Below are 23,982 nucleotides of genomic sequence, written 5' to 3'. Positions count from 1 at the left end.
ACGTGCGAATTCTGCAACTGGCCCCGAGACTTCCGTATCCGCTGACTGACGGTGGTGCGATCGGTATCTATAAACCGACCGAAGCGATTGCCAGACTCGGGCACGAGATAACCTTTGTCACGTTTCCCGACCCCGACCCGACGGTGACGGCCGAAGCACGGAAGCTAATGCAACAATTCGCGCACGTCGAGTTGGTCTCTCGTCCGCTTCCATCGAGAAATTCAACGCTGATTCGGACGTTGTTCAACGGCGCGTACCCCATCGAGCGACGGATGATGCCGGAGATGTATGACCTCTTGCGCCGGATGCTCTCGGAGCATACGTTCGATGTCATCCATATCGACGCCTGCCACATGGGTAAGTATGGCCAGTGGATCAAAGAGAACTATGGCTTGCCCATTATTTTGCGGGAGCATAATTTCGAGACACAGATTTACCGCCGGTTTGCTGCAAATACTAAAAATCCGATAGCGAAGTTGCTCGCCAAAGTCCACGCACACCGGATGCTCATCGAAGAGACCGCGATGATTGCAGGGCACGACCTGACTGTAGCGATCACGCCAGAAGACGAGGCCCAAATGCGCCACTACGTCCCGCAGGCGAAGTATAGGTTGATACCTGCCGGCGTGGATACGGCGTATTTTGCTCCACAACCCATTGATCTGGAAGAGGATAGCATACTATGGATCGGGGGGATGGACTGGGAGCCGAATCTCGATGCAGTGACGTTTTTCGCGAAGGAAATCTTCCCGCAAATTGTTGAACACTACCCGAAAATAGGCTTTGACATCGTCGGAAACGGTACTGACCGGCTGACCGATCTGGCTTCCGGTTCGAACGGGAGGGTTCGTCTGCATGGCCGGGTGCCCGATGTTCGCCCGTATTTGGCGAAAGCGCAGGTGCTCGTGTGTCCGCTCCGTGTCGGTGGGGGAATGCGGCTGAAGCTCCTGGACTTTTTTGCAGCAGCGAAGGCGGTGGTCTCGACCCGTATCGGTGCCGAAGGCAACAAAGGGGTCGACGGAATGCATATTCTCTTGCGCGATGACGCCGACTCGTTCGCTACCGCAGTCCAAGGACTCCTTGCCGACCCGACGCTGCGAGCGACGATCGCGACGAACGCACGACGACTCGCCGTCGAAGAATACTCGTGGGACCACATCGCCCATGAGTTCGAGCAAGCCTATCGGGATGTCGTTCATACACACGCATGATAGTTGTCACGATAGGGATTGTTCTCTGCATCGGCGCGGTGGTGTATTGCTATGTGCTCTACCCTCCGATGATCCGGCGCATCGCGGCGCGTGGTGTTCGTCCGATCGCTACTGATCGGACCGACGAGCCGGCAGTATCGGTGATCCTCTCGGTCCATAATGAAGAGCGCGTGATTGTCTCGTGTCTCGATTCGTTGTTGGCGCTAGACTATCCGAAGGATCGGTTTCAAATTCTCGTCGGTTCGGACGGCTCGCGCGATGCAACCAACGAGATCCTTCAGCGCTACTCACAGTCACATTCGTCGGTCAAGGCATTCTACTTTCCCGAGCAGCGCGGAAAGATCGCAGTGCTCAACGATCTTGTCCGACATGCAACCACCCCTATATTATTTTTTACCGATGCCGATATTCGTCTTGCCACCGATGTGCTTCGGCTTCAGACGCGGCATTACTCCGATGAGCATATCGGTGCGGTTGCGGGAATGAACGATATTTACAGCCCGGAGAGCTCGTCGGTGTACGATTCGGAGAAAGGGTACACCGACAAAGAACAGATGATCCGCACGGCCGAGAGTATGTACTACTCCACGGTCGGTCTATCGGGTGCGAACTACTCGCTTCGCAGACGGTTGTGGGTTCCGCTGCCGGATGGGTTAATCCACGACGATTTTTTTGTCGTGCTTTCGGTCCTTCGTCAAGGGTATAGGATCGTCTCCGAAGCACGTTCTGTCTCGAGCGATCTGTTCGCTCGAACGTTGCGCGATGAGTTTCGTCGCAAGGTCCGCTCGGCATCGCGAGGCTTTCACACGTTGTCCTACTTTCCGGAATTGTTACTGCCTCGTGGAGGTCGCGCCGCGCTACTGTTGTGGTCGCATAAGCTGCTACGCTGGCTGACGCCGACACTTGCGGTGGCATCGATCGTTTTCGCGTCGATCGGAGTCGCACTGAGCGGGAGTATGTGGTGTCTCGCGGTCGTTGCCGCAGGGGCCGGGCTCTCGGCGATTTGTGCCCTTGGGCTGATACTGAATTCGTTGAATGTGCGTGTTCCGATACTGGATCAACTATCATGGTTCTTCGCGATGAACGTCGCGTATTTGTGGGGGACGATACTCTTCATTACCCATAGCGATCAGGTGATCTGGAAACCGGCGACCCGTGCGGATGCAGCGACTATCAACGGAGTAAGCGGACACTGATATGTCAAGAAGGAAAGAACTGATCAGCTTATTGGTTGGCGATCTGATCGCCATCATGGGCTCGTATGTTCTGTTCTATTGGCTGCGCTTCTATTCCGGGTGGTTCATCGTCCGTCAGGGGAGTATCCATTTGCCATTGGTGCTGCAGAGCGCATTCGTGCTCTATGCATTCTGGCTGCTCGCCTTCTTATTCTTTGGGTTATATCGCTCGTGGTATGTCCGGCCGATGTTCGACGAGATTGTCACGGTGCTCAAGACCACCGCTGCCGGCACACTTGCCTTCATGCTCGTCGTATTGTGGGATCCGCTGACCCCGAAGGATACACTGCCGATCCGGAACGATCCCCGAGTGCTGGGGCTGCTGTATTTCGTTTGTGTGTCGACGATGACCGTGACCGTTCGGCTGATCGTTCGGTATGCGCAACGCCGTCTGCTCGAGTCCGGAATCGGTCTGCGCCCTGCGATCGTCGTTGGCGAGTATCGCCGGTCACTTCAACTGGCGCATAATTTGACACGTGCGAAGCGGCTGGGGTACGATGTGCTTGGCTATGTGCAAGCTGTGACGGCCGACGATACACATACGAACGGCCAGCTCCGGTTGCTCGGGCATTATGACGAGATCGAACGCGTGATCGAAACGCACAAGGTTCGCGAGGTGCTGATCACACTCAACTCCGGTGAACACGACCGTCTGCTCGATCTGCTCGGACGCCTCTCCGGGATGAATGTGGGGCTCAAAATATTGCCCGATTTATATGATATCATTTCCGGCCAGGCACGTACACGGGAGATCTACGGCTTTCCGTTGATCGATGTCAATCCGGAGATCATGCGCCCGTGGGAAGAAGTGACCAAGCGAGTGATGGATATTACGATCAGTGCGATTATTATCGTTATCGGGCTCCCGGTCTGGATATTGATCGCACTTGGCGTGAAACTTTCCTCTCCGGGTCCGGTCATCTATCATCAGGAGCGGGTCGGAAAGAACGGTGTGCCGTTCCAGATCTTCAAATTTCGTTCGATGTCCACCGATGCCGAAAAAGGCGGCCCGCAGTGGGCGCAGAAAAACGACCCGCGCGTGACCCCGTTCGGCCGATTTCTGCGCAAAACACATCTTGACGAAGTGCCGCAGTTCTGGAATGTACTGATCGGGAATATGTCGCTCGTCGGCCCCAGACCGGAGCGCAGTTATTTCGTCGAGACGCTACAGAAGGAGATCCCGTATTATCGACGCCGATTGCGTGTACGGCCCGGGATCACCAGTCTCTATCAGGCGACGATGGATAAGTACGACGAAACAATGGACGATGTGCGCAACAAGTTGAAATACGATCTGATGTATATCGAGTCGATGTCGTTCCGTCTCGATCTGAAGATCCTCCTGAGAACGGCATACGTGATGTTACGAGGAAGTGGACAAGCATAATATGAATACAGTATCGGAAGTGCGTTCAAGAGCGATTCAGATGGTCGATGTGGTCGGCCAATACCGTCGGTATCAGTCGGAATTCGATGAAGCGGTGCTCGCAGTGCTGCGCAGCGGAGCCTATATTAATGGTCCGGCCGTGAAGCAGTTCGAGCGTGAGATGGAAGCCTATTTGGGTTCGAAGCATGCGATTGCCTGCGCATCGGGTACCGATGCGCTGCAGATTGCGATGATGGCGCTCGGCATCGGTCTAGGCGATGAAATCATCACAACACCATTCACCTTCGTCGCTACGACCGAAACGATCGCACTGCTCGGTGCCCGACCGGTCTACGTCGATATCGATCCCGATACGTTCAACATCGACGTCGGGAAGATCGAAGCGGCGATCACTCCTCGCACGAAAGCAATTCTGCCGGTGCATCTCTTTGGTCAGCCGGCGAACATTACTCGCATTCTTGAGATCGCGAAGAAGCATCGCCTCCGTGTCATCGAAGATGGCGCACAGGTTGTCGGCGCAAAATGGGACGGCAAGATGGCCTGCACGTTCGGCGATATCGCTACGATTTCGTACTACCCCTCGAAGAATCTTGGTGCATTCGGCGACGCGGGCATGATCACGTCGAACGACGACGAGCTCGCCACGATCATCCGATCGATCTGCAATCACGGAGCGTCGGTAACGTATCATCACGATCGCCTCGGCGTGAACTCGCGACTGGATTCGATGCAGGCTGCAATTCTCGGCGTGAAGTTGAAGTATCTCGACGAGTGGAATGCTCGTCGCCGCGAAGTTGCTGTGATCTATACGAAGATACTCGCGCCGCATTCGTCGCTCATTACGACGCCAACGGTCGATCCGCATGCCGAGCCGATCTGGCATCAGTATTCGGTCATGCTCTCCGTCGATCGTCAAGCCGTCATGGCCGGCTTGAAAACCGCCGGAGTGCCGTCGAACATTTATTATCCGATTCCGTTACATCTTCAACCGGCGTATGCGTCGTTCGGCGGCAAGGTCGGCGATTTCCCGAACGCGGAACGCGCATCGGCGCATATCCTCTCGCTTCCGATGCACTCGGAGCTGACGGATAATGATGCCGAGTTTATTGCTTCAACACTCGTCGAGGTTACCCAGTCTGTAGCACAATGAAACGAGCACTGGTCATTATTCCCACGTATAACGAGGCCGATAATGTCGAGAACATTATCCGCGCGGTGCTGGCGCAAGAACCCAAGACGCCGGATGTCAGTCTGTCGGTGCTGATCGTTGACGACAATTCGCCCGACGGCACGGCGGATATCGTACGACGCTTGCAGGCGCTTCCCGAGATCGGTCCCGAACGGCTACATCTGCTGCCGCGACCGGGAAAGATGGGACTTGGTACAGCGTATGTCGACGGCTTCAAGTACGGTCTGAAGCAGGGGTTCGATTATCTCTTCGAGATGGACGCCGACTTTTCGCATGACCCCGACGAAGTCCCGAATTTTTTGCGCGAAATCAACGACTACGATCTCGTGCTCGGCTCGCGCTACATCAGCGGTGCGAACGTTGCGAACTGGCCGCTGCGCCGACTGCTGCTATCGTATTATGCGAACAAGTATGCCCGTATTGTGACCGGCATCAGGGTATACGATACGACCGGCGGATTCAAGTGTTTTCGACGCGCCGTACTCGAAGCTATCGATCTCGACAGCATTCACTCGAACGGCTATGCCTTCCAGATCGAAATGAATTTTCGCGCGTGGCGCAAGAAGTTTCGCATCAAAGAAATCCCCATTGTTTTCGTCGATCGCCGTGCCGGTACGAGCAAAATGAATAAGTCGATCGTCCGCGAAGCGATGACGCTTGTCTGGAAGCTCAAACTCAAATCGCTTTCCGGCGAACTCTGAGTATTTATGCGTCTCGATGGATATTTCGATCGTCATCGTCAGCTATAATGTGCGCGAGTTCTTGCGCGGGGCGCTCGATAGCGTCAAGCGCTCGCTTGTGGCAGGCGGACTGAGCGGTGAGATCTTTGTCGTCGATAACGCATCGCGCGACGGCAGCGCGGAAATGGTCCGCTCGGCATATCCTGACGTTACTCTCTTCGCGTCCGATCAAAATCTCGGATTCGGTAAGGCCAACAATCTGGCCATGAAGGGGGCGACCGGTGACTACCTGTTGCTCCTCAATCCCGATACGATTCTCGGCGAAGACACGCTACGCACGATGGTGGATTTCATGCGCAGCCATCCCGATGCCGGCCTTGCCGGCTGCAAGCTGCTCAATGCCGACGGTTCGTTTCAGATCTCCTGCCGCCGCGGATTCCCGACACCATGGGCCAGCTTCACAAAGTTGTTCGGGTTCTCGACGTTTTTTCCGAAGTCACCGTGGTTCGCACAATATAATCTCACCTATAAAAGCATCGACGATACCTACGAGGTCGATGCCATCAGCGGCGCGTTCATGGTGCTTTCGCGCAACGCATACGAGGCTACGCAGGGATTCGACGAGGCATTCTTCATGTACGGCGAGGATCTCGATCTCTGCTATCGGGTCAAAGAGACCGGGCACAAAGTGTACTATGTCCATTCGACGTCCACCGTTCACTTCCAGGGTGAATCGACACGCCGAAGTGTGATTAACGAAGTGAAGGTCTTCTACGAAGCAATGCACATCTTCGTCAGGAAGCACTACGGCTCGAACGTGCTCTTCACGATACTGCTGCGCTTGGGTATCAGTGCGCGCACGTTGATCGCGTTCGCAAAGAAGTATCGCGGTGCGCTGTTTATGCTCGGCGGGGATATTGCCCTGACGATGATCTCGGTGCTGCTTGTCACCCGATACTTGCTCGGTTCGATTTTCGGCTTGCCACGCATCGACTATCCGTGGGCGGTGATTGTACCGGCGGTAGTCACTGCAATCGTGCTCTCGATGGTGGGAGCGTATGCAACGGGCGAGCGCCGCCGATCAAGGCCTGTGCTGCTGGCAATGCCGGCGGTGCTGATCGTCCTGTCGTCACTGACGTACTTCTTCAAAGAGATCCCATCGAGCCGTTCGCTCGTGTTACTGACGACTGCCGCAGGCGGCGTGCTCATGATCGTGTTCCGATCGCTGATGCGATGGGCCGACCGCATCCGTTTCGGCGGCGAAGGCTCGGCACGTCCGGCCTTGCGCAATACCGTGATCGTCGGGACGGGAGTCGAATCCGAGCGGATCGCAGGCTTGCTGCTTTCGTCGGGCTTTGCACGACGTTACCGTCTGCTTGGGTTCATTGACCGCGATCTCTCGCGCATCGGTACCGAAGTGATGACGGGCATCCCGATCAAAGGCGATCTCGGTATGCTCGCTCGCATCGTGCGTGACGAACGCATCTCGCAGGTAATCTTCCCGGCAGAAGGCATCTCCTATTCCGAGATGCTCGCGGCGATGCACTCAATCTCAGGTGAAGACCTTACGTTCGAGGTAAGTTTTAATGTTGTACCACAGGCAAGTGACGTCCTGTTATCGCGTTCGAAGATCGAGCTCATCCGTCCGCCGGAAAGTCCGGAAGCATTAACACTGATGCCGCTCGAGTATAATATTCAAAAGATGAGCCACCGCTTCGCAAAGCGTCTTATGGATATTATCGGAGCAACGGTTGCGTATCCGTTCGTTCTCGCAAGTGCCGCGGTAGCGCGCACCGAGGGCGCAAAACACCTGGCGTCGGAACTTGGCGAGGTCTTGCGTGGGAAACGATCGCTTGTTGGCATTAAAGCGGTTGGCTCAGGGCAACTGCCACTTGCCAAGACAGGTGTGGTGAGTCTCTGTGACGTAGCCGGCGGACCCGTTTCGGGGTTGCTGCGGACCGAGGATATCGAGCAGATGAATCTCTATTATGCGCGGCACCACTCGGTGGGGATGGATTTGGAGATTCTGCTGCGGAAATTGTTCTCGAACAAATCGGTCTGACACGTGTTTTGTACTTCACGAAATACTCGTATATCACTATGAAAGTACGAACGATACTACTGGTTCTTGCAGCGGCACTCCTGCCGCTTTCGGCCGTTGCACAACGGACGATCACGGTCATCGGTGACGGCAGCGTCGAAGCGAAACCGGATTATGCGCTTGTAACGATGATGGTCTCTGCACAGGACCAAACCGCGCAGGGAGTATTCTCCCGTTGCGACGATGCTGGCATGCGCTTGCGTAAAGCGATTGCCGACGCAGGCGTAGCATCTTCCGATATCGAACAGCAGGGAACGGCATTGAGCCCGAGCTACGATTACTCTGGCGGCGGTGGGGCAACGCCGCATTTGGCCGGATATCATCTGATGGTGACCTATCAGATCCGCGTTCGTACCCTTGCAAATGTGCCGAAGATCATCGATGCAGGTACGCTTGCCGGTGCGAGCAACGTGTCGATCGCAAGCTACGGAAGTTCGAATAAAGATGAGTTGGAGGAATCAGCGGGCAAGAAGGCATTAGCCGAAGCCCGCGAGAAGGCCGAGCGTTTGGCCGAGCAAATGGGTGGCAAGCTGGGAGCGATCCTCTCGATCGGCGACGCTGCTGCCGAGGGTGCTGCTTCGGGCGGCGGCATGGGCCGCGAAGAGGAAGAGGAGCATCGGGGCGTAATCGTCTCGGGGCTGAATCCTCAGAAAGTCAGAAAGTCTGCTACCCTCAAAGTAACGTTTTCAGTTCAGTAAGCACCTGCAAAGGCCGCATCTATGGCATCAGTTACACTGGATTTTGAAAAGCCGATCGTCGAGCTCGAATCGAAGATCAGCGAAATGCGCTCGCTCGACGTCGATCTCTCCGAAGAGATCGTATCGATGGAGCTGAAGGTAGAAGAACTCCGGAAGGAGATCTTCGAACATCTTTCACGATGGCAACGTGTACAGCTCGCTCGTCATCCGGAGCGGCCGTACACACTCGACTATATCAATGCGCTGACATCCGATTTCATCGAACTGCACGGCGACCGGGGCGTTCGTGATGATCCGGCGATCGTCGGCGGATTCGGAACGCTCGACGGCGTTGGCTCGGTACTCTTCGTGGGTCATCAGAAAGGACGCGATACGAAGCAGAACGTCTATCGTAACTTCGGGATGCCGAACCCGGAAGGATATCGCAAGGCATTGCGCTTATTCAAACTTGCCGAGAAGTTCTCGAAACCGATCGTGTGCCTCCTCGATACACCGGGTGCATTTCCGGGGTTAGAAGCGGAAGAACGTGGCCAAGCGGAGGCTATCGCACGAAACCTCCTTGAGATGTCGAAGCTCGAAGTGCCGATCGTGATCGTCGTCATCGGCGAAGGCGCCTCCGGCGGCGCACTCGGTATTGGCGTTGGCGACCGCGTGCTGATGCTCGAGAATGCATGGTACTCAGTAATTTCGCCCGAGTCGTGCTCGTCGATCCTCTGGCGCAGTTGGGGTTATAAAGAACAAGCTGCCGAAGCTCTGAAGCTTACCGCACCCGATCTGCTTTCGGTCGGGGTCATCGACCGAGTGGTGCCCGAACCGCTTGGCGGCGCTCATCGCGATCCGGATACGATGTATGCGACGATGCGTTCGGTGTTGGTCGAAGAGATCACAAACCTTCGCAAGAACGAATCCTTCGGCGGCGGTGCGTCACTCGCCAGACGAGTCAAGAAGTTCTCGAAGATGGGGTTCTGGCAAGAAGGGTAGTTTACGATATGTTCAACCGGCATATCATTGCGAGCGTAGCCAGACATTTGAGTTCTTAGATTGCGTCGTTGTCGCTGCGCGACATCCCCACAATGACACGAAGATATTCCTATGCTCTCACATACGACCACCATTCGCGTTCGTTACGCCGATACCGATCAGATGGGTATCGTGTATTACGCGAAGTACCTTGAGTATTTCGAGGTCGCACGCACCGAGTTCTTGCGCATGATGGGGTTGCCGTACCGCTCGCTGGAGGAATCGGGGTATATGCTCCCCGTCGCCGATGCAAGTGTGAAATACTTCAAAGGTGCGACCTACGACGACGATCTGCTCGTTACTGCCAGCCTCGAGCCCCAGAACTCGCCACGTCTTCCTATCACCTACACCATTCGGCGTGCCTCGGATGATGCGCTGATCGCCGAAGGCTCCACAACGCTCGTCTTCACCGACAAACAGACAGGCAGACCGGTCCGGCCTCCGAAGTCATATCTCGATGCCGTTGGCAAGTAGCCTGAGAGCGTGAAATCGAATTCATCGAATTGCCAGATTCACTTATCCCGATCTGTGCATATATTCGTGGACTGAATATGGTGTACCAATGATCCAACTATGGCCATGATCACTCTACGGTCTCTCATGACAGCGCTAGTGCTGATGTTCTGTTGTGCCTGTGCAGGATATGCTCAGGGTGTTTGGACGACCGATACGTCCACTGCCTTCGTCCCACGATACTCTGCGGCGTCAGCCGTGATCGATAACCGGATCTATCTGATCGGCGGCAGCGAGGACCCACAGATCCCGGTGCAGTATTTTGATCCGGAGACTCATACCTGGAATACACCCGTGTTGACCGGGGAGGGGATGTTCACGACGGAAGCTGCCGCATGTGTTCTCGGTAGTAACATCTATGTATTCGGAGGATGGAATCAGGCGCGCGGCATCTATGACACCCTTCGGGTCATTGATCCGGCCGTGCAGATGGTCTATCGTCCCGTCACTTCCGGAGTATTTTCCGCGCGCGTAGGGCTTACCGCGAGTGTTGTCGGCAACAAGATCTATTTGATCGGTGGAGAAACCGATCACATCATTGACACCATGGAAGTGTTCGATCCCCAGACCAACACCTTCACGATCGTGCATCCAAGCGGTCCGTTCGATCCTGGCGTCGGCATGTCGGCAACAGTCATGAACGGAAAGATCTTTTTGATAGGCGGTCTGAATCCTGATCACTCACCCAGCGACAAACTGCGTAAGTTCGATCCCGCTAGGAATACGTGGAGTATACTTTCAACGAACGGTGCATTCACGGCTCGCGCGTTTCACGGAGCGGAAATCCTGAACTCGAAGATCTATATTGTTGGCGGCGGAAGCGCTGCGTTTCCGCTCTATTGGGGCGGTGAAAAAGATACATCTGCCGAAGTCGAGATCTTCGATCCCTCTACGAACACCTGGAGCCGGCCGTACTACCCAGGACTATTCTCTGCCAGAACTATGCTTTCGACCGGGGCTCTAAACAACAAACTCTACGCCCTCGGTGGCTACCGGCCGCATGGCCCGACGAACGACGTTGAAGTGTATGACCCGCAGGCTACCGATGGCACACGCGAGGAATCGGTCCAGACCGCGATGACCATCTATCCGAACCCAGCGACCGATCATGTTACGGTATCGAACATACCGGCGCGAACGGCGAGCTCGCTGAGGGTCATTGATGCGCTTGGGCGTTGTGTCGAACGAGCGAGTCTTCCCGCCGGTGTGAACTCGTCGGAGCTTGATCTCACGCGGTGTGCACCCGGTATCTACACTGTGTCTATCGGTGACTCAGTCGTGCGATTGGTGAAGGAATAGCTTGGACTCACTGGTGTTCGCTTCGTCGAACACTCGCACCCGTTTCTCTGTTTGATAGCTATTCGGAAAGGATAGTATGGAGATCAACGGAAAAGAGTATGAAATCCTGGTTCGCCGTCGCGGCGAGAACGTGTATGCTGCCTTCTGCCCACAGCTCGAACTGATCGTCAACGGCACGGCCCATCAGCAGGTCGAAGAGAAGATGAAGCAGCTCATCATGGAGCACGTTGCCAAGCAACAAGAGCAAGCGATGAACGCCGAGAACGCACCGAAGCAGTAGAGGCCCCATGCCCACGCCCCGCTATGCCACAGTGGCACTGCCACTGACATTCAAGTATCATAGCGGCGGATTCGACGGTCTGACCTATTCCATCCCCGAGGAGCTCGCAGAGTCGGCACAGGTCGGCACGCGCGTCGTCGTCCCGCTCGGCAAGCGGCTGACGACGGGTGTCATCGTCGCACGTTCGGACGAAGCGCCGAAGAATATTCGCTCCATCCGTGCGATCGAAGACATCCTCGATACCCAACCGGTCTTCGACGAACACTTCCTCGCCTGGACGAAGTGGATCGCCGGCTACTACCTCTCGTCGTGGGGCGAAGTACTCGAAGCTGCACTGCCGCAGGGACTCCGAAGCGAGACCAAAAGCAAGGTCATTCCCGTCTCGACCGACATCGCCCGAGAAGCCGCGGAGTTAGAAAAGCGATCGATGCGTCGAGCAGAAGTACTGCGGCTCATCGCGACTTATCCGAACGGTGTGTTCGCTTCGCACCTGGCAAAGCGATCGAAGATCGGCGGACTCTACGCGCATCTTGCCGCGCTTGAGCGCGACGGCTTCATCCGCATCGTTGATGCCGAACGACCCGCAGCGAAGCCCAAGACCGAACGCGTCGCTGTGCTCACCGAAGAATTAGAGGATGGGGCGAAGCTCACAAGAGCATTGCTCGAGCTCGAGAACGCCCCGAAGCAGGCGCGAGTCCTGATGAAGCTCATGCAGCAGCGGCAGCTCTCGCCTGATGAACCTCTGGCGGTGAAGCTCTTGAGCGCCGAAGCCGAAGCAACGCCTGCTGTCATTCAAGCGCTCGTCAAGAAGAACTATGTTCGCATCGAACAGCGCGAAGTGCGGTCCACCGGACCAAGCGGTCCGTTGCCGAATCATGAAGATGCGATCGAGAACCTTGCGCTCACAAGCGACCAACAGATCGCCGTCGATGCAGTGAATACTTCACTTGATGCCGCCGAGAGCAAGACGTTTCTGATCCATGGCATCACCGGCTCCGGCAAGACGGAGGTGTATATCACACTTGCACGCAAGGTGATCGCTTCGGGCGGCGGCGTGCTGGTGCTGGTGCCGGAGATCTCGCTCACACCACAGCTCATCGACCGCTTCAAGCGTCGTCTGCACGCCAATATTTCCGTTCTGCATTCGCGCATGTCGAACACGGAACGCCTTGCCTCATGGCAGGCCTTGGCGCGAGGGGATACAAAGATCGCCATCGGTGCGCGTAGCGCCGTTTTTGCACCGATCAGGAATCTGAAGCTTATCATCGTCGATGAAGAGCACGAGGTTACCTACAAGCAATACGATTCATCGCCGCGCTATCACGCCCGCGACGCCGCAGTCATGCGTGCGCATCTGCTCGGCGGCGTAGCAGTGCTCGGCAGCGCGACGCCGTCGCTCGAGAGTTTCTATAACGCTGAACAGAAGAAATACACCCTGCTGCAACTGACCAAGCGCGCACAGGATGCGAAGCTTCCGCCGGTGCGGATCGTCGATATGCGGCAACCGCTTCGCCGCGCGGCAGAGCAGGCGAAGGCATCGAGCATTTCGCCAGAGCTCAAAGAAGCGATCGCGCTTCGACTTGCACGAAAGCAGGGTGTCGTGCTCTTGCAAAACCGTCGCGGATTCTCTACCTTCCTTGGTTGCTCGAGCTGCGGCGAGGTGGTGATGTGCCCGAACTGTGCCGTCACGATGACCTGGCATCAAAGCGGCAACCGGATGCAATGCCATTATTGCGGTTTCTTGCAGAAGCGCTCGCAAGTGTGCCCGACGTGCGGTTCGGAAAAGATGTATCTTGGCGGCGTCGGTACCGAGCGGGTCGAGGACGAACTTCGAACGCATTTCCCCGAGATACGCATCGCCCGAATGGATCTTGATACGACCTCTCGACGCGGTGCATACGAGCAGTTACTACGATCGTTCGGTAATGGCGATGCCGATGTGCTGCTCGGTACGCAGATGGTCGCCAAAGGCCTCGACTTCCCGCGCGTCACGCTCGTGGGCGTGATCAATGCCGACACCAGTCTGTCGCTGCCCGACTTTCGATCGGCCGAACGGACGTTCCAACTCCTGACACAGGTATCCGGCCGCGCGGGCCGCAGCGAAGAACTCGCGGGCGAGGTGATCGTCCAGACGTTTCAACCGGAACATCCGGCGGTCCTCTTTGCGGCCAAACACGACTACGAAGGCTTCTATGCGCATGAGCACATTCAGCGGCACGAACCGCTCTACCCGCCGTATGTGCGCTTGATCTTGGTTGAGTTTCGCGGCGAGAATGCGCAGACCGTTGCCGAGAAAGCGCGGGCGTTCACCTCGCTCGTTCCTGCGCAATCGAATTACTACCAGTTGCTCGGCCCCGTCCCACCGCCGATCGCACGGCTGCGTGGCGAATTCAGACAGCATCTGCTCATCAAGGATATCCGCGCGTTCGATCCGGGCGGCGAGAAGATTCGTCGGATGCTGGCCGGGGCATTGGAGCTCTATCAAGAGCGATTCGCGACACGATCGGTCAGCGTCACGGTCGATGTGGACGTTCAGGGAGTGCTATGACGCATAACGCCCGCAATGGAGCCGGTACGGTACTCTATTGCGGGCATTAAGCTGGCTTCGTTGTGCTTCGAACGTTTCGTTCAAATTCTAATAAGAACTACGCGCTGACAAACCGAATAGTTTCACGATCGGCGATTTCGATTATTTTTCCTTCAGAAATTTTTCAAGGATCGCATTGAATTCGTTCGGCCGGTCAAGATTCGAGATATGACCCGCTCCTGCGATCTTCTCCAGCCGTGCGCCGATGATAACGCCGGCCAATTCCTCGGAGAGCGCCATCGGCGTGATAGCATCGTCCGTCCCACAAACAACTAACGTCCGATGACGAATACCGGAGATGATCGAGCGAAAATCGGGGCTCCACGTCGTTTGCCACGAAGCAAGGTAAGCTTCCGGATCTTTACGCGCCATCGCATAGATTGCCTCGTCGAGCGTCTCGCGATCGATGTCTGAGCGCAGCACAAGCGGAATTCGCTCGGTGGCAAATTGCTGCATCGGCTTAATGGCCAGTGCTGCCGCCGCGCGCGGCAGAGTCGTTGCGTGATCGGGATAATACGCAAAGGTGTCGCAAAGCACAATGCGATCGAGCGACGTAAGACCGAGACGTTCTGCCTCCTGGATCACTACGCCTCCGAGCGAGTTACCCACCCAGTGGGCCCGTTCGTATCCGAGTGTGTGAATGAATGCGTCGACGTCCAGTGCGTATTCGGTACGGTCGATCTTCAGGAGTGTACCGTAAGCGTCGCGAGCGTCCGAATCGCCGGAGCCGCGAAGGTCGATTGCGGCGACGCTATACCCCAACTGATGGAAATACGGCAGTTGGTACTTCCACGACGTGCGGTCCGCACCAACACCATGGATGAATACGATGAGCTCGCCGCTTGCACGAGCAATATCTGCAGCGATGTGTATCCCTCGAACGTCGATGCGCTCCATCTTATTTTGAATACGACGTGACAACCATCTCGACGCGTCGGTTCATTGCGCGCGACGCTTCGTCCGTTCCGTGCTTGAGCGGTTTTCTCTTGCCGAAGCCTTTTGCTTCGAGGCGTTCTTTCGCGATACCTTTCGAGATGAGATAATTCATAACACTCGTTGCACGGTCGAGACTGAGCTTCTCGTTATAGGCTTCGTTGCCGACGTCATCGGTATGTCCGTCGATCTCGATTGACGCTGTACGGCTTCGGTGTAGAAATTCCGCCACGCGATCGAGCTCCGGTTTGCTTTCGGGCAGTAGGTCCGATTTGGCAGTCTCGAAGTACACGTTCTTGAATTCGGTGCTGGCCCCGACCTCGATCGGTGCGAGATCGAAATCGAGCTTGCTACGGTTGAAGGCGCCGCTTTTCGGATAGGTGAAGCGCTCCGATTTCGGCAGATGCTTGTCTGCGACAGCTTGCAGACCGAACCGGTGACCGCGACGAACCGCGAGAATATATACGCCGCTATCGTTCGTATACACACTAAACGATGCTTTGCCCTCTGTGAGCTCGTCGACGAAGACTTGTCCCTTCAGCGGCGCATGCGTTTGCTGATCGCGCAGCGTGCCACTGACGAGCACCACCGGCGTCGGCATGAATGTCGAATCCTGCGAACGAAGCCGGACTTGATAGAACTTCGATTTGCCGCTGCGGTTCGAGACGAAGTACGCCGTCGAGCCGTCGGCCGTGATCGTCAGCCCATAATCACCCGCACTCGGGTCGTTGATCGGATAGGGAAGCGCAACCGGCTTCGTGAAACCGGTATCGGTAAGCTTCGACATATAGATGTCGTCATACCCTTGAGTGTTCTGCGGGCATGTTGCACACGGCCTGTTACTGGTGAAGTACAGCGTGAGCCCATCTGCAGCCATGAACGGGTAGCTTTCGGAGAGCCGAGAATTTATCTTGCCATTGATGCTTCGGACAGTATCCCAACGGCCGTTGGGGCTGATCGTAAGCGCCCATAGATCGTCATCGCCTTCGCCATCGAAGCCATACTCACCCTTTTTGCCGAAGTTCTCGCTGAAGATCACATAGTGCCCGTCCGGCGAGAATGCACTCTCGAAGCGGGTGGTGCCCTGAAAGAACTTCACCCCACCATCGTCTTTAAGTGCATTAATGAGCTTCTCTTTGAAATACACCTCTTTTGTATCGGGCGCACGACGAAATAGGTCGGCATGTTCCGAATCGGCATTCAGTTCGGCCAGTACTTTCGCGCGAAGCGAGTTTGCATAATTGAAATGGGCAATCTGTAGCTGACCGTAGATATTCTGGATGTCTCCCGGAATTACCTCCGGCTGTTGCAGGGAGCCACCGATAAACTTCGACCGCATGATCGTTCCGTTGTTGACGTACACGATCTCATCGCCACCCGGGCTGATGGTCGGGTTATTCTGGTCGCCGGAGTTGTTGATCTGCGGGCCGGCATTGATCGGGATCGACCAGCCGGTATCGGTATAGACGCGGTAGTAGATATCGCCATCCCAAAAGTATGGGGCTTGCTGGCGTTGTCGCCAGGTCTCCCCTGGCATTGGCGGCCGGCGCGAGCCGAAGACCATAATGCTGCCGTCAAGGCTGAACATCGGCCGGTCGTCGGCAGAATCGGCGAGCGGAAGTTTGACCTCGGTGACGACGAGCGAGTCCTTCGTCATCAATGACGTGATCGCCGCGCGGCTTGAATCCTTGGCCTCGGCCGTTGGTTGTTTCTTCAGCCGCTTCTTGCTGTGTTGGGCGTGCGCCGACTGGCCCAAACAGGCGATCGAGCACAAGATAGCCAGCACGGCGGCAGCGATTCGGCGTCGTGAGATCATAGAGCATTCAGTAACAGTGGAGCGGGCATAATCGTCCGCCATCTGGGCCCGTATGTGAGCCCTCGGTACGTTCAAGACTATGTCCGGAATACAATTCTTCGACGAACAACCCGAAATTGTTACATCCCGCCTCTTGCTTCGCCCGCTGCGCGAGGCGGATGCCGAGGCGATGTTCGCGTATGCGTCGCTCGAGGAGGCGACGAAGTATGTGCTCTTTCACACGCATCGCAGCGTCGAAGATTCGGCCGAATTCATCCGAGTGGCGACCTCGCAGGCCGGGACGGGCTTCGGATTAGTGTGGGCGATCGAACTGCTCGAGGGTCACCGGATGATCGGGACGATAGGGATTCATAACGTCGAACTCGACGTCGGCTCGGTCGAGGCAGGTTATATCATTCATCCCGATCATTGGGGGAAGGGCTATACGGCGGAAGCGCTCGAAGGGGTGATCGCTGCAGTGTTCGGGCAGTCCGACATCAACCGCATCGCGGCGATGCACGTCGCGGAGCACGTGCCGAGCGGGCGTGTGATGCAGAAAGCGGGAATGACCTACGAAGGCACGCTGCGGCAGTTCAAACTTCTCAAAGGTGCTCCGCGAGATATGTCCATGTACTCAATCATCCGCTCCGACCATGAAGCCGCCCGTCGTCGTTGAAGCCTACGATCCCGCGTGGCCGCTTCGCTTCGAAGCGGAAGCCGCCGCGCTTCGCACCGTACTTGGTGACGCGCCGACGATCATCCATATCGGCAGCACGGCCGTCGAAGGTCTCGCGGCGAAGCCGATCGTTGATATCATGATCGGCGTACACTCGCTCGATGATGCTGCCACCATGATTGCCCCGATCGTTTCGCTCGGCTATCAATATATCCCCGAGTACGAAGCCGAGATGCCCGAGCGGCGATATTTCAAGAAGCTCAGGGCGGATGGCATCCATACGCACCACATACATTTGGTCGAGGCAGGCTCTCCATTTTGGGAACGGCATGTGTATTTTCGTGACAGGCTGCGCAGCGACCGCGAGCTCGCCGCGCAATATGCCGATCTGAAAAAAGAACTCGCCGAGCGTTACCGCAACGACCGTGTTGCGTACACCGATGCGAAAACTAATTTCATCGTCGCCGTGGAAAACGAACTCGAAAGAAAAAACAAAGCGCGCGAACGTACGCACCCGATAGCGCAGCAACACCTCGCCACCGGAGACCGTACTGGGTGGTTCGAAGAAGTGTATAAGACGGCCGGCCGCACGGCCGCATCCATTCCGTGGGCCGACAGCAAACCCAATCCGTATCTCGTTTCGTGGCTCGACGAACACAAGATTGTCGGCACTGGCCGCACAGCACTTGTGATCGGCTGCGGACTGGGCGACGACGCCGAAGCGCTTGCTGCACGGGGCTTTGCGGTGACCGCATTTGACATCGCTCCGTCTGCGATCGCATGGGCGAAAGAGCGCTTCCCGAAGACGAGCGTTAACTACCAAGTTGCAGACCTGTTCTCGTTCTCGAACGAACAAGCCGGGAAGTTCGACTTCATTTTCGAATGCTACACCGTGCAAGCGCTGCCGCGCGACGTGCGTGATGAGGCGATCGATGCGGTGTGCCGATTCCTTGCGCCGAAGGGTGAGCTGCTGGTTGTTGCTCGCGGCTGGCGAGGCGAGGGCCTCGAGAACGGCCCACCGTGGCCGATCACCGACGAGGAGATGAAGCGGTTCGAAACGCAGTGCACGCTCCGTTCGAGCGAAGAGTTTTGGGAAGAAGACCTGAACACAAGGAGGATCCGATGTTCGTACTCAAAGGACTGACACTGCCGTGCTTCGCAACCATCTTCCCCTCGGTACGCAAAGCGGGCGACGGGGGATATGAGTCGATGTCGGACGAGATCGAAGCGATGGTTAACGAGCAGCCGGGATTTCTCGGGCTCGAATCGGTTCGCGAACCAAATGGCAATGGCATCACGGTCTGTTACTGGAAGAGCATCGACGACATCAAGCGTTGGAAGGACGAAGCGCTGCACCGTGAAGCACAAGAACGTGGCAGACTCGAATGGTACGCTGAATATGGTATTCGCATTGTAGAAATAAAGGAAACGTATGACTGGCACTGAACGCACGATCGCAACCGAACTGCTGGCCGAACTTCGCGGCATCTTTCATTCGCAGAAGACGATGCTCGACAAGACGCTCGCGCAGGTATCTGACGCGGAGCTGTTTTGGCAACCGGATGAAGAAAGCAACTCCATCGCGATCATAATGAAGCACCTTGCGGGCAACATGATCTCGCGCTGGACTGATTTTCTATCGACCGACGGCGAGAAACCGAACCGCAATCGCGACTCCGAGTTTGTGATCGAAGCCGACACCGGCGCGTCGCTGCGGCAATATCTCGAGCGCGGATATGGCGTGTTCTTTGCGACGCTCGATTCGCTGAGCGAGGACGATCTGATGAAGATCGTCACCATCCGCCGTGAACCTCATACGGTCATCAAGGCGATGCAGCGGCAGGTTTCGCACTATGGGTATCATGTCGGACAAATCGTGTATATTGCAAAGCAGATTAGAAAGGCAGATTGGAACACACTTTCGATCGCCCGGGGCAAGAGCAACGAGTTCGTTGTCACAGCGCCGAAACTCTGAGCGTCTTTATCATTGTGCCACGACTGAAACACACAGCACAATTAATCCTGCTACTACTCGCATGCGCGGGAAGCGCGTCCGCGCAGCAGGATAGCGTTACTGCACGAGCCGTACCGGACTCTGCGACGACTCACGCTGTGGATTCGACGATTGCCGTTGCGACACCGGTGGAAGAAGCGGCACACGAGCCCGATCATCCGGTGACATTTCATGCGACACCAAGCATCGGCTTTACCTTCCAAAGCTCGAGCAAAGATGCCGACGAAAGTGAGAACTTGCAATGGCTTGCACAACTGCAAGCAAAGCTGTCGTATGAAGGAGAGCCGTATCAATTCAATAGCAGCCTCTTCGCACAATACGGTGCGGTTGTAACGCGCGATACGCCGCCGCAGAAAGTGCAGGATAACCTGCAACTCTCCGTCGTGCCGTCGATGACGCTTTCGAGTAATCTCGGTCTGCGGCTGTTCTTTGAAGTCACGGGAGAAACGCAGATGGGGCCTGGGATGATCGATAGCGTCAAGACAAGCTTTGCCGACCCGCTCTTTCTCTATGAGACGCTGTTCCTTGGTCATAAGACCCATACGGTTTCTACCGACGGAAATACCGAGTTCGAATTTGTGCTTGGTGCGGGTTATGCGTATCAGCAAACCGTGACGAACAAGTTCGTGCTCGAACAGAACCGTCAGTTTGTCATTGACGAGAACAATCCGCTGCGGCACGTGCAGGACCAGTTTACCGTCGAGAAAGGCTACAGCGCAATTCTCGAACTCTCGTTCTCGAACCGTATCGGCGAGAATCTTACGTTTCGCGCGAGTAACCGCACCGTCATGCTCACGAAAGACGACTTTACGAAAGATGTCAAGAACTCGCGCATCGGTTCGATGACGCTGGCCGGACTGCAGTATAAATTCCTCAGCATCGACTATACCTTGCATGTGCTCTATGATCGCAATGTTTCCGTACGTCGTCAGCTTGATCAGACGATGGTGTTCGGTTTTCGCTTCGACCTCTGAGCCGCACCCCCAATGGGCCTATTCTGCGGAAACAACCTGCGTGAAATACTCGTACTTTCGTATTGATTCACAAACAATACGCATGCTATGAAAGACCTTGCAAAGACCATCGAGATCGGCCTCAACGCCAAAGAGCGCGCAGGGGTTTGCGCCTTGCTCGACACCTTGCTTGCCGACGAGTTCGTGCTGTACACGAAGACCCGCAAATTCCATTGGAATGTGACCGGTACGCACTTCAGCGAACTCCATAAGTTTTTCGAGTCGCAATATGAAGCGCTTGATGACATCATGGATGAAGTCGCGGAGCGTTCGCGTGCACTGGGCACGGTAGCCACCGGGACGCTGAAAGAGTTCGTCGTCAACACTCGCCTCAAAGAAGCGCCGGGAAAGAACCCCGAGGCGACGGCGATGATAGCGAATCTGCTCGCCGACCACGAGACGCTTGCGCGTTGTCTGCGCGCCGACCTTGAGACCGCTCAGCACAAATATCACGATGCCGGCACCGCCGACTTCATGACCGGTCTCATGGAACAACACGAAAAAATGGCCTGGATGCTGCGGGCCTATCTGCAGTAGTTACGGGTTTTAGGTTCGAGTAACGAGCGGGGCGGCTTCGGCAGGGGCCGCCAACGTATCTGCGAGATGGTGTTTGGTCTGAGCTCGCAACTATTCCAATCGGTAGGGGTTCATCTGTTTGAAACATTCATCGTATTGTTACATTAGATGGCTACCCTCCGGACGCTGACGGTGCAACTTCTGAACACAATCAGTTTGTCGTGCTCCCTTCTGTCGATCTCGTTGGCCGCGATGCCAATGCACGTCCCTGTGGTGATGGATAGTGCTTCGCGCTGTGATAGTCTTCCCGAGTGGAAAGGGTCCGATTCACGCAGCGATGGGTCCACAGCTACGAACATTGTTCGTCGTAGCGTGCACCAATGGTTGAACCCAAACGGCTCTGATGAATGCCAATTGTTGTCAAGATGGAAGGTGGGCAACCCAGCGAGTCGCCAGGAAGCACAGATGCAATACGACTCACTCAGAAAGTACATCGAACATTGCGCGGCTGGTGACTCAACTGCATTCATGGCATTTGGCACAATGGATGTAGACATAGCACATCTTTCTACTGACACCAATGTCTTCAATAGCTATCGTGCTTGGTTGATATCAGTTATCAACTTGAGCCCGAACCAAGATCGCTACTTTTGTGCATGCCTTTCTTCCATCGCAGGGAGTTACCTGCACTACAGAGGATACTTCCCAACCATGTGCTACCTTTCTGTCTTGGACTATATTCGCAAATGCGGGAGATGTGGTAATACACAAGGCGATGACGCGGAATTCTCTAAGGATAGTCTATACGCATGGCAGCACGGCCAAGATCCGAGCCACCTGATACCGTTGGACTCTCTCGGTCTCGGGTTCCTGCTAACAAAAGGCGTGAAAACACCTTCTGCTACTTCCTCGTCAGGTTTCCTTTCTTCGTTCACCGGCAGCCCGAACCCATTCACCAAAGAGACCGAGCTGACGTACGTGCTCAACCGCATGACCTACGTGACCGTCGCGATCTACGACGAACTGGGCCGGATGGTCTGGGGAGACGGCAAGGGCCGCTCGCTTGATGCGGGGACACATACGATCGATATTGATGGAGCCAGCTTACCGAGCGGGACACTCTACGCCCGCATCTCGACCGGTTTCGGTGAGGTCAAGACAGTGAAGCTCGTACACCAAGAGTAACCCGTAGGGGCACACGGCAGTGTGCCCTCTATCGCAAGCGGTGCGGCTTCGGAATAGCTGCACCGTTTTGTTTGGTGGCGGGCGAAACAGCGGGCGAGGCATGCCTCGCCCCTACGGGTGGACGGGCTGTTATGGCTGCTCGGGATTTTCGTAACTTTGCGCTTGTGAGATCACTACTCGAATCCTACATTCGCGACGTGCCGGACTTTCCGAGCCCGGGCATTCTGTTCAAGGATATTACCCCGCTTGTCGAAGATCCGCTGGCATTCCGATTGGCGATCGACTCGTTCGTTGCGCTCCTCGGCGACCGCTCGTTCGATAAGATCGTCGGGATCGAATCCCGCGGATTCCTATTCGGTGCGCCCCTTGCCGACCGCCTCGGTGCAGGCTTCGTGATGGCCCGTAAGCGTGGCAAACTCCCTGGCAAGACGATCTCCGTTACCTATGAACTCGAATACGGCGCAAACACGATCGAGATGCATCACGACTCGATCAAAGAAGGCGATAGCATTCTCGTGATTGATGACGTCCTTGCGACGGGCGGCACGGCAGGCGCTGTGTGCCAACTCGTCGAACAGCTCGGGGGAAAGGTCAGCTCGCTCGCATTCCTCATCGAGCTTGCTTTTCTCGAAGGCCGCAACACATTGGACGGGCGAGAAGTCCTGCGATTGATAGAATACTAATGTTTGGTGTTTCGTGATCGGTGGTTGGCGTGACCAACCGCGACAGACGATCACAATTCATGCGCGATGGCAAACCTCCGCCGCAAAGTAGCCCAGAGTATCGACGGACTCTTCTTCGTCGACGATACGTGTATTGATTGCGACACCTGCCGCGAGCTTGCACCAATGGTCTTCGGGGATGCACCGGGTTCGTCAGCAGTATTGCATCAGCCCGTTACTTCCGACGATATTCTTGCCGCATCGCGTGCGCTCGTCGCTTGTCCGGTAGGGTCAATCGGCACGACAGAGAAGATTGACCTTGCGTCTGCCTTTGCGACGCTTCCATTGGAGATCGAGCCGAATGTGTATTATAACGGATTCGCATCACCCGATTCGTTCGGCGCTTCGAGTTACTTCATTCGCCATCCCGACGGCAACTGGCTTGTGGACTCGCCGAAGTATCAGCAGCATTTAGTGAAGCGATTCGACGAGTGGGGAGGTATCGCCTATGTGTTTCTTTCGCATCAGGACGATGTCGCCGATGCCGATCGCTACGCATCGCACTTTGGTGCGAAACGCATCATCCATCGTGCTGAGCTTCGTGCACAGCCAGAGGCTGAACTCGTGCTCGACGGCGAGGAGCCGGTTGCGTTCGGCAATGACTTCCTTGTGATCCCGACGCCGGGGCATACGCGCGGGCATTGTGTACTTCTATACAATGGCATTCTCTTTAGTGGCGATCACCTGTGGTGGAGCCGTCGCCGCGGCTCGCTCAATGCCGGCCGGAGTGTCTGCTGGTATTCCTGGAGCGAACAACGGCGATCGATGCAGAAGCTCCTCAGATACGATATTCGTGCTGTTCTCCCCGGTCACGGCGAACGAGTAATCATGGGACCCGAGGAGATCAACGTGCAGCTACAACAACTCATCGATCGAATGTAATGGCCCCGGTCCGTGCGGGGTAAGAAACGAGCAAAAATGCGAATGG

The 23,982-nt window shown here is 56.0% G+C and carries 23 protein-coding genes; 21 read left to right on the top strand and 2 right to left on the bottom strand.

The window, feature by feature from the left end:
- The first annotated feature begins 2 nt into the window (after positions 1–2).
- From JSS75_13895 to priA, 12 genes are all read left to right on the top strand, one after another.
- The gene (locus tag JSS75_13895; GenBank protein MBS1904794.1) at positions 3–1,211 is read left to right on the top strand and encodes a glycosyltransferase; all 1,209 of its coding nucleotides are present in this window, start codon (positions 3–5) and stop codon (positions 1,209–1,211) included.
- A complete protein-coding gene (locus JSS75_13890) occupies positions 1,208–2,407 on the top strand; it encodes a glycosyltransferase (protein ID MBS1904793.1) in 1,200 nt (399 codons plus the stop codon). Before JSS75_13895 ends, JSS75_13890 begins: the two co-directional genes overlap by 4 nt.
- Position 2,408: 1 nt before the next feature.
- Positions 2,409–3,833: a sugar transferase gene (locus tag JSS75_13885; protein ID MBS1904792.1), complete on the top strand. Its 1,425-nt coding sequence runs from the start codon at positions 2,409–2,411 to the stop codon at positions 3,831–3,833.
- Between the two features lie 40 nt (positions 3,834–3,873).
- Complete coding sequence (locus tag JSS75_13880) at positions 3,874–4,983, top strand: DegT/DnrJ/EryC1/StrS family aminotransferase (protein ID MBS1904791.1); 1,110 nt, start codon at positions 3,874–3,876, stop codon at positions 4,981–4,983.
- Positions 4,980–5,723: a polyprenol monophosphomannose synthase gene (locus JSS75_13875; GenBank protein MBS1904790.1), complete on the top strand. Its 744-nt coding sequence runs from the start codon at positions 4,980–4,982 to the stop codon at positions 5,721–5,723. The genes JSS75_13880 and JSS75_13875 overlap by 4 nt, the downstream gene beginning before the upstream one ends.
- Before the next feature lie 16 nt (positions 5,724–5,739).
- Positions 5,740–7,764, top strand: a complete 2,025-nt coding sequence (locus tag JSS75_13870) for a glycosyltransferase (GenBank protein MBS1904789.1) — start codon at positions 5,740–5,742, stop codon at positions 7,762–7,764.
- A 38-nt stretch (positions 7,765–7,802) separates the two neighbouring features.
- The gene (locus JSS75_13865; protein MBS1904788.1) at positions 7,803–8,501 is read left to right on the top strand and encodes an SIMPL domain-containing protein; all 699 of its coding nucleotides are present in this window, start codon (positions 7,803–7,805) and stop codon (positions 8,499–8,501) included.
- 21 nt (positions 8,502–8,522) lie between these two features.
- A complete protein-coding gene (locus JSS75_13860) occupies positions 8,523–9,482 on the top strand; it encodes an acetyl-CoA carboxylase carboxyltransferase subunit alpha (protein ID MBS1904787.1) in 960 nt (319 codons plus the stop codon).
- A 111-nt stretch (positions 9,483–9,593) separates the two neighbouring features.
- Positions 9,594–9,995, top strand: a complete 402-nt coding sequence (locus tag JSS75_13855; protein ID MBS1904786.1) for an acyl-CoA thioesterase — start codon at positions 9,594–9,596, stop codon at positions 9,993–9,995.
- Between the two features lie 105 nt (positions 9,996–10,100).
- Positions 10,101–11,333, top strand: a complete 1,233-nt coding sequence (locus JSS75_13850) for a T9SS type A sorting domain-containing protein (GenBank protein MBS1904785.1) — start codon at positions 10,101–10,103, stop codon at positions 11,331–11,333.
- A gap of 76 nt (positions 11,334–11,409) precedes the next feature.
- On the top strand, positions 11,410–11,613 hold the full coding sequence (locus tag JSS75_13845) for a hypothetical protein (GenBank protein ID MBS1904784.1): 204 nt from the start codon (positions 11,410–11,412) through the stop codon (positions 11,611–11,613).
- 31 nt (positions 11,614–11,644) lie between these two features.
- Positions 11,645–14,161, top strand: a complete 2,517-nt coding sequence (gene priA, locus JSS75_13840; GenBank protein MBS1904783.1) for a primosomal protein N' — start codon at positions 11,645–11,647, stop codon at positions 14,159–14,161.
- 141 nt (positions 14,162–14,302) lie between these two features.
- Here the strand turns inward: priA and JSS75_13835 are convergent, their stop codons facing one another.
- Both JSS75_13835 and JSS75_13830 read right to left on the bottom strand, forming a co-directional pair.
- Positions 14,303–15,097 carry an alpha/beta fold hydrolase gene (locus tag JSS75_13835; protein ID MBS1904782.1) on the bottom strand — a complete coding sequence of 265 codons (795 nt, stop codon included), beginning with the start codon at positions 15,095–15,097 and terminating at the stop codon, positions 14,303–14,305.
- Position 15,098: 1 nt separating this feature from the next.
- A complete protein-coding gene (locus JSS75_13830) occupies positions 15,099–16,949 on the bottom strand; it encodes an OmpA family protein (protein MBS1904781.1) in 1,851 nt (616 codons plus the stop codon).
- Positions 16,950–17,028: 79 nt separating this feature from the next.
- Between JSS75_13830 and JSS75_13825 the strand changes: the two genes are divergently transcribed.
- From JSS75_13825 to JSS75_13785, 9 genes are all read left to right on the top strand, one after another.
- Positions 17,029–17,604, top strand: a complete 576-nt coding sequence (locus JSS75_13825) for a GNAT family N-acetyltransferase (GenBank protein ID MBS1904780.1) — start codon at positions 17,029–17,031, stop codon at positions 17,602–17,604.
- On the top strand, positions 17,582–18,748 hold the full coding sequence (locus tag JSS75_13820; GenBank protein ID MBS1904779.1) for a GrpB family protein: 1,167 nt from the start codon (positions 17,582–17,584) through the stop codon (positions 18,746–18,748). Before JSS75_13825 ends, JSS75_13820 begins: the two co-directional genes overlap by 23 nt.
- On the top strand, positions 18,727–19,050 hold the full coding sequence (locus JSS75_13815) for an antibiotic biosynthesis monooxygenase (GenBank protein ID MBS1904778.1): 324 nt from the start codon (positions 18,727–18,729) through the stop codon (positions 19,048–19,050). The genes JSS75_13820 and JSS75_13815 overlap by 22 nt, the downstream gene beginning before the upstream one ends.
- Positions 19,037–19,579 carry a DUF1572 family protein gene (locus JSS75_13810; GenBank protein ID MBS1904777.1) on the top strand — a complete coding sequence of 181 codons (543 nt, stop codon included), beginning with the start codon at positions 19,037–19,039 and terminating at the stop codon, positions 19,577–19,579. The genes JSS75_13815 and JSS75_13810 overlap by 14 nt, the downstream gene beginning before the upstream one ends.
- Positions 19,580–19,593: 14 nt before the next feature.
- The gene (locus JSS75_13805; GenBank protein ID MBS1904776.1) at positions 19,594–20,592 is read left to right on the top strand and encodes a hypothetical protein; all 999 of its coding nucleotides are present in this window, start codon (positions 19,594–19,596) and stop codon (positions 20,590–20,592) included.
- 87 nt (positions 20,593–20,679) lie between these two features.
- A complete protein-coding gene (locus JSS75_13800) occupies positions 20,680–21,168 on the top strand; it encodes a DNA starvation/stationary phase protection protein (GenBank protein ID MBS1904775.1) in 489 nt (162 codons plus the stop codon).
- An 864-nt stretch (positions 21,169–22,032) separates the two neighbouring features.
- Positions 22,033–22,332, top strand: coding sequence for a T9SS type A sorting domain-containing protein (locus JSS75_13795; GenBank protein MBS1904774.1), 300 nt, complete (start codon positions 22,033–22,035; stop codon positions 22,330–22,332).
- A gap of 131 nt (positions 22,333–22,463) precedes the next feature.
- Entirely contained in the window at positions 22,464–23,015 is a 552-nt protein-coding gene (locus JSS75_13790) for an adenine phosphoribosyltransferase (protein ID MBS1904773.1), read from the top strand.
- Positions 23,016–23,081: 66 nt separating this feature from the next.
- Positions 23,082–23,936 carry an MBL fold metallo-hydrolase gene (locus JSS75_13785; GenBank protein ID MBS1904772.1) on the top strand — a complete coding sequence of 285 codons (855 nt, stop codon included), beginning with the start codon at positions 23,082–23,084 and terminating at the stop codon, positions 23,934–23,936.
- The last annotated feature ends 46 nt before the right edge of the window (positions 23,937–23,982 follow it).

Source organism: Bacteroidota bacterium, assembly GCA_018266755.1.
Taxonomy (GTDB): Bacteria; Bacteroidota; Ignavibacteria; order Palsa-1295; family Palsa-1295; genus JAFDZW01.
This window is presented reverse-complemented; position numbering and strand designations above follow the sequence as displayed.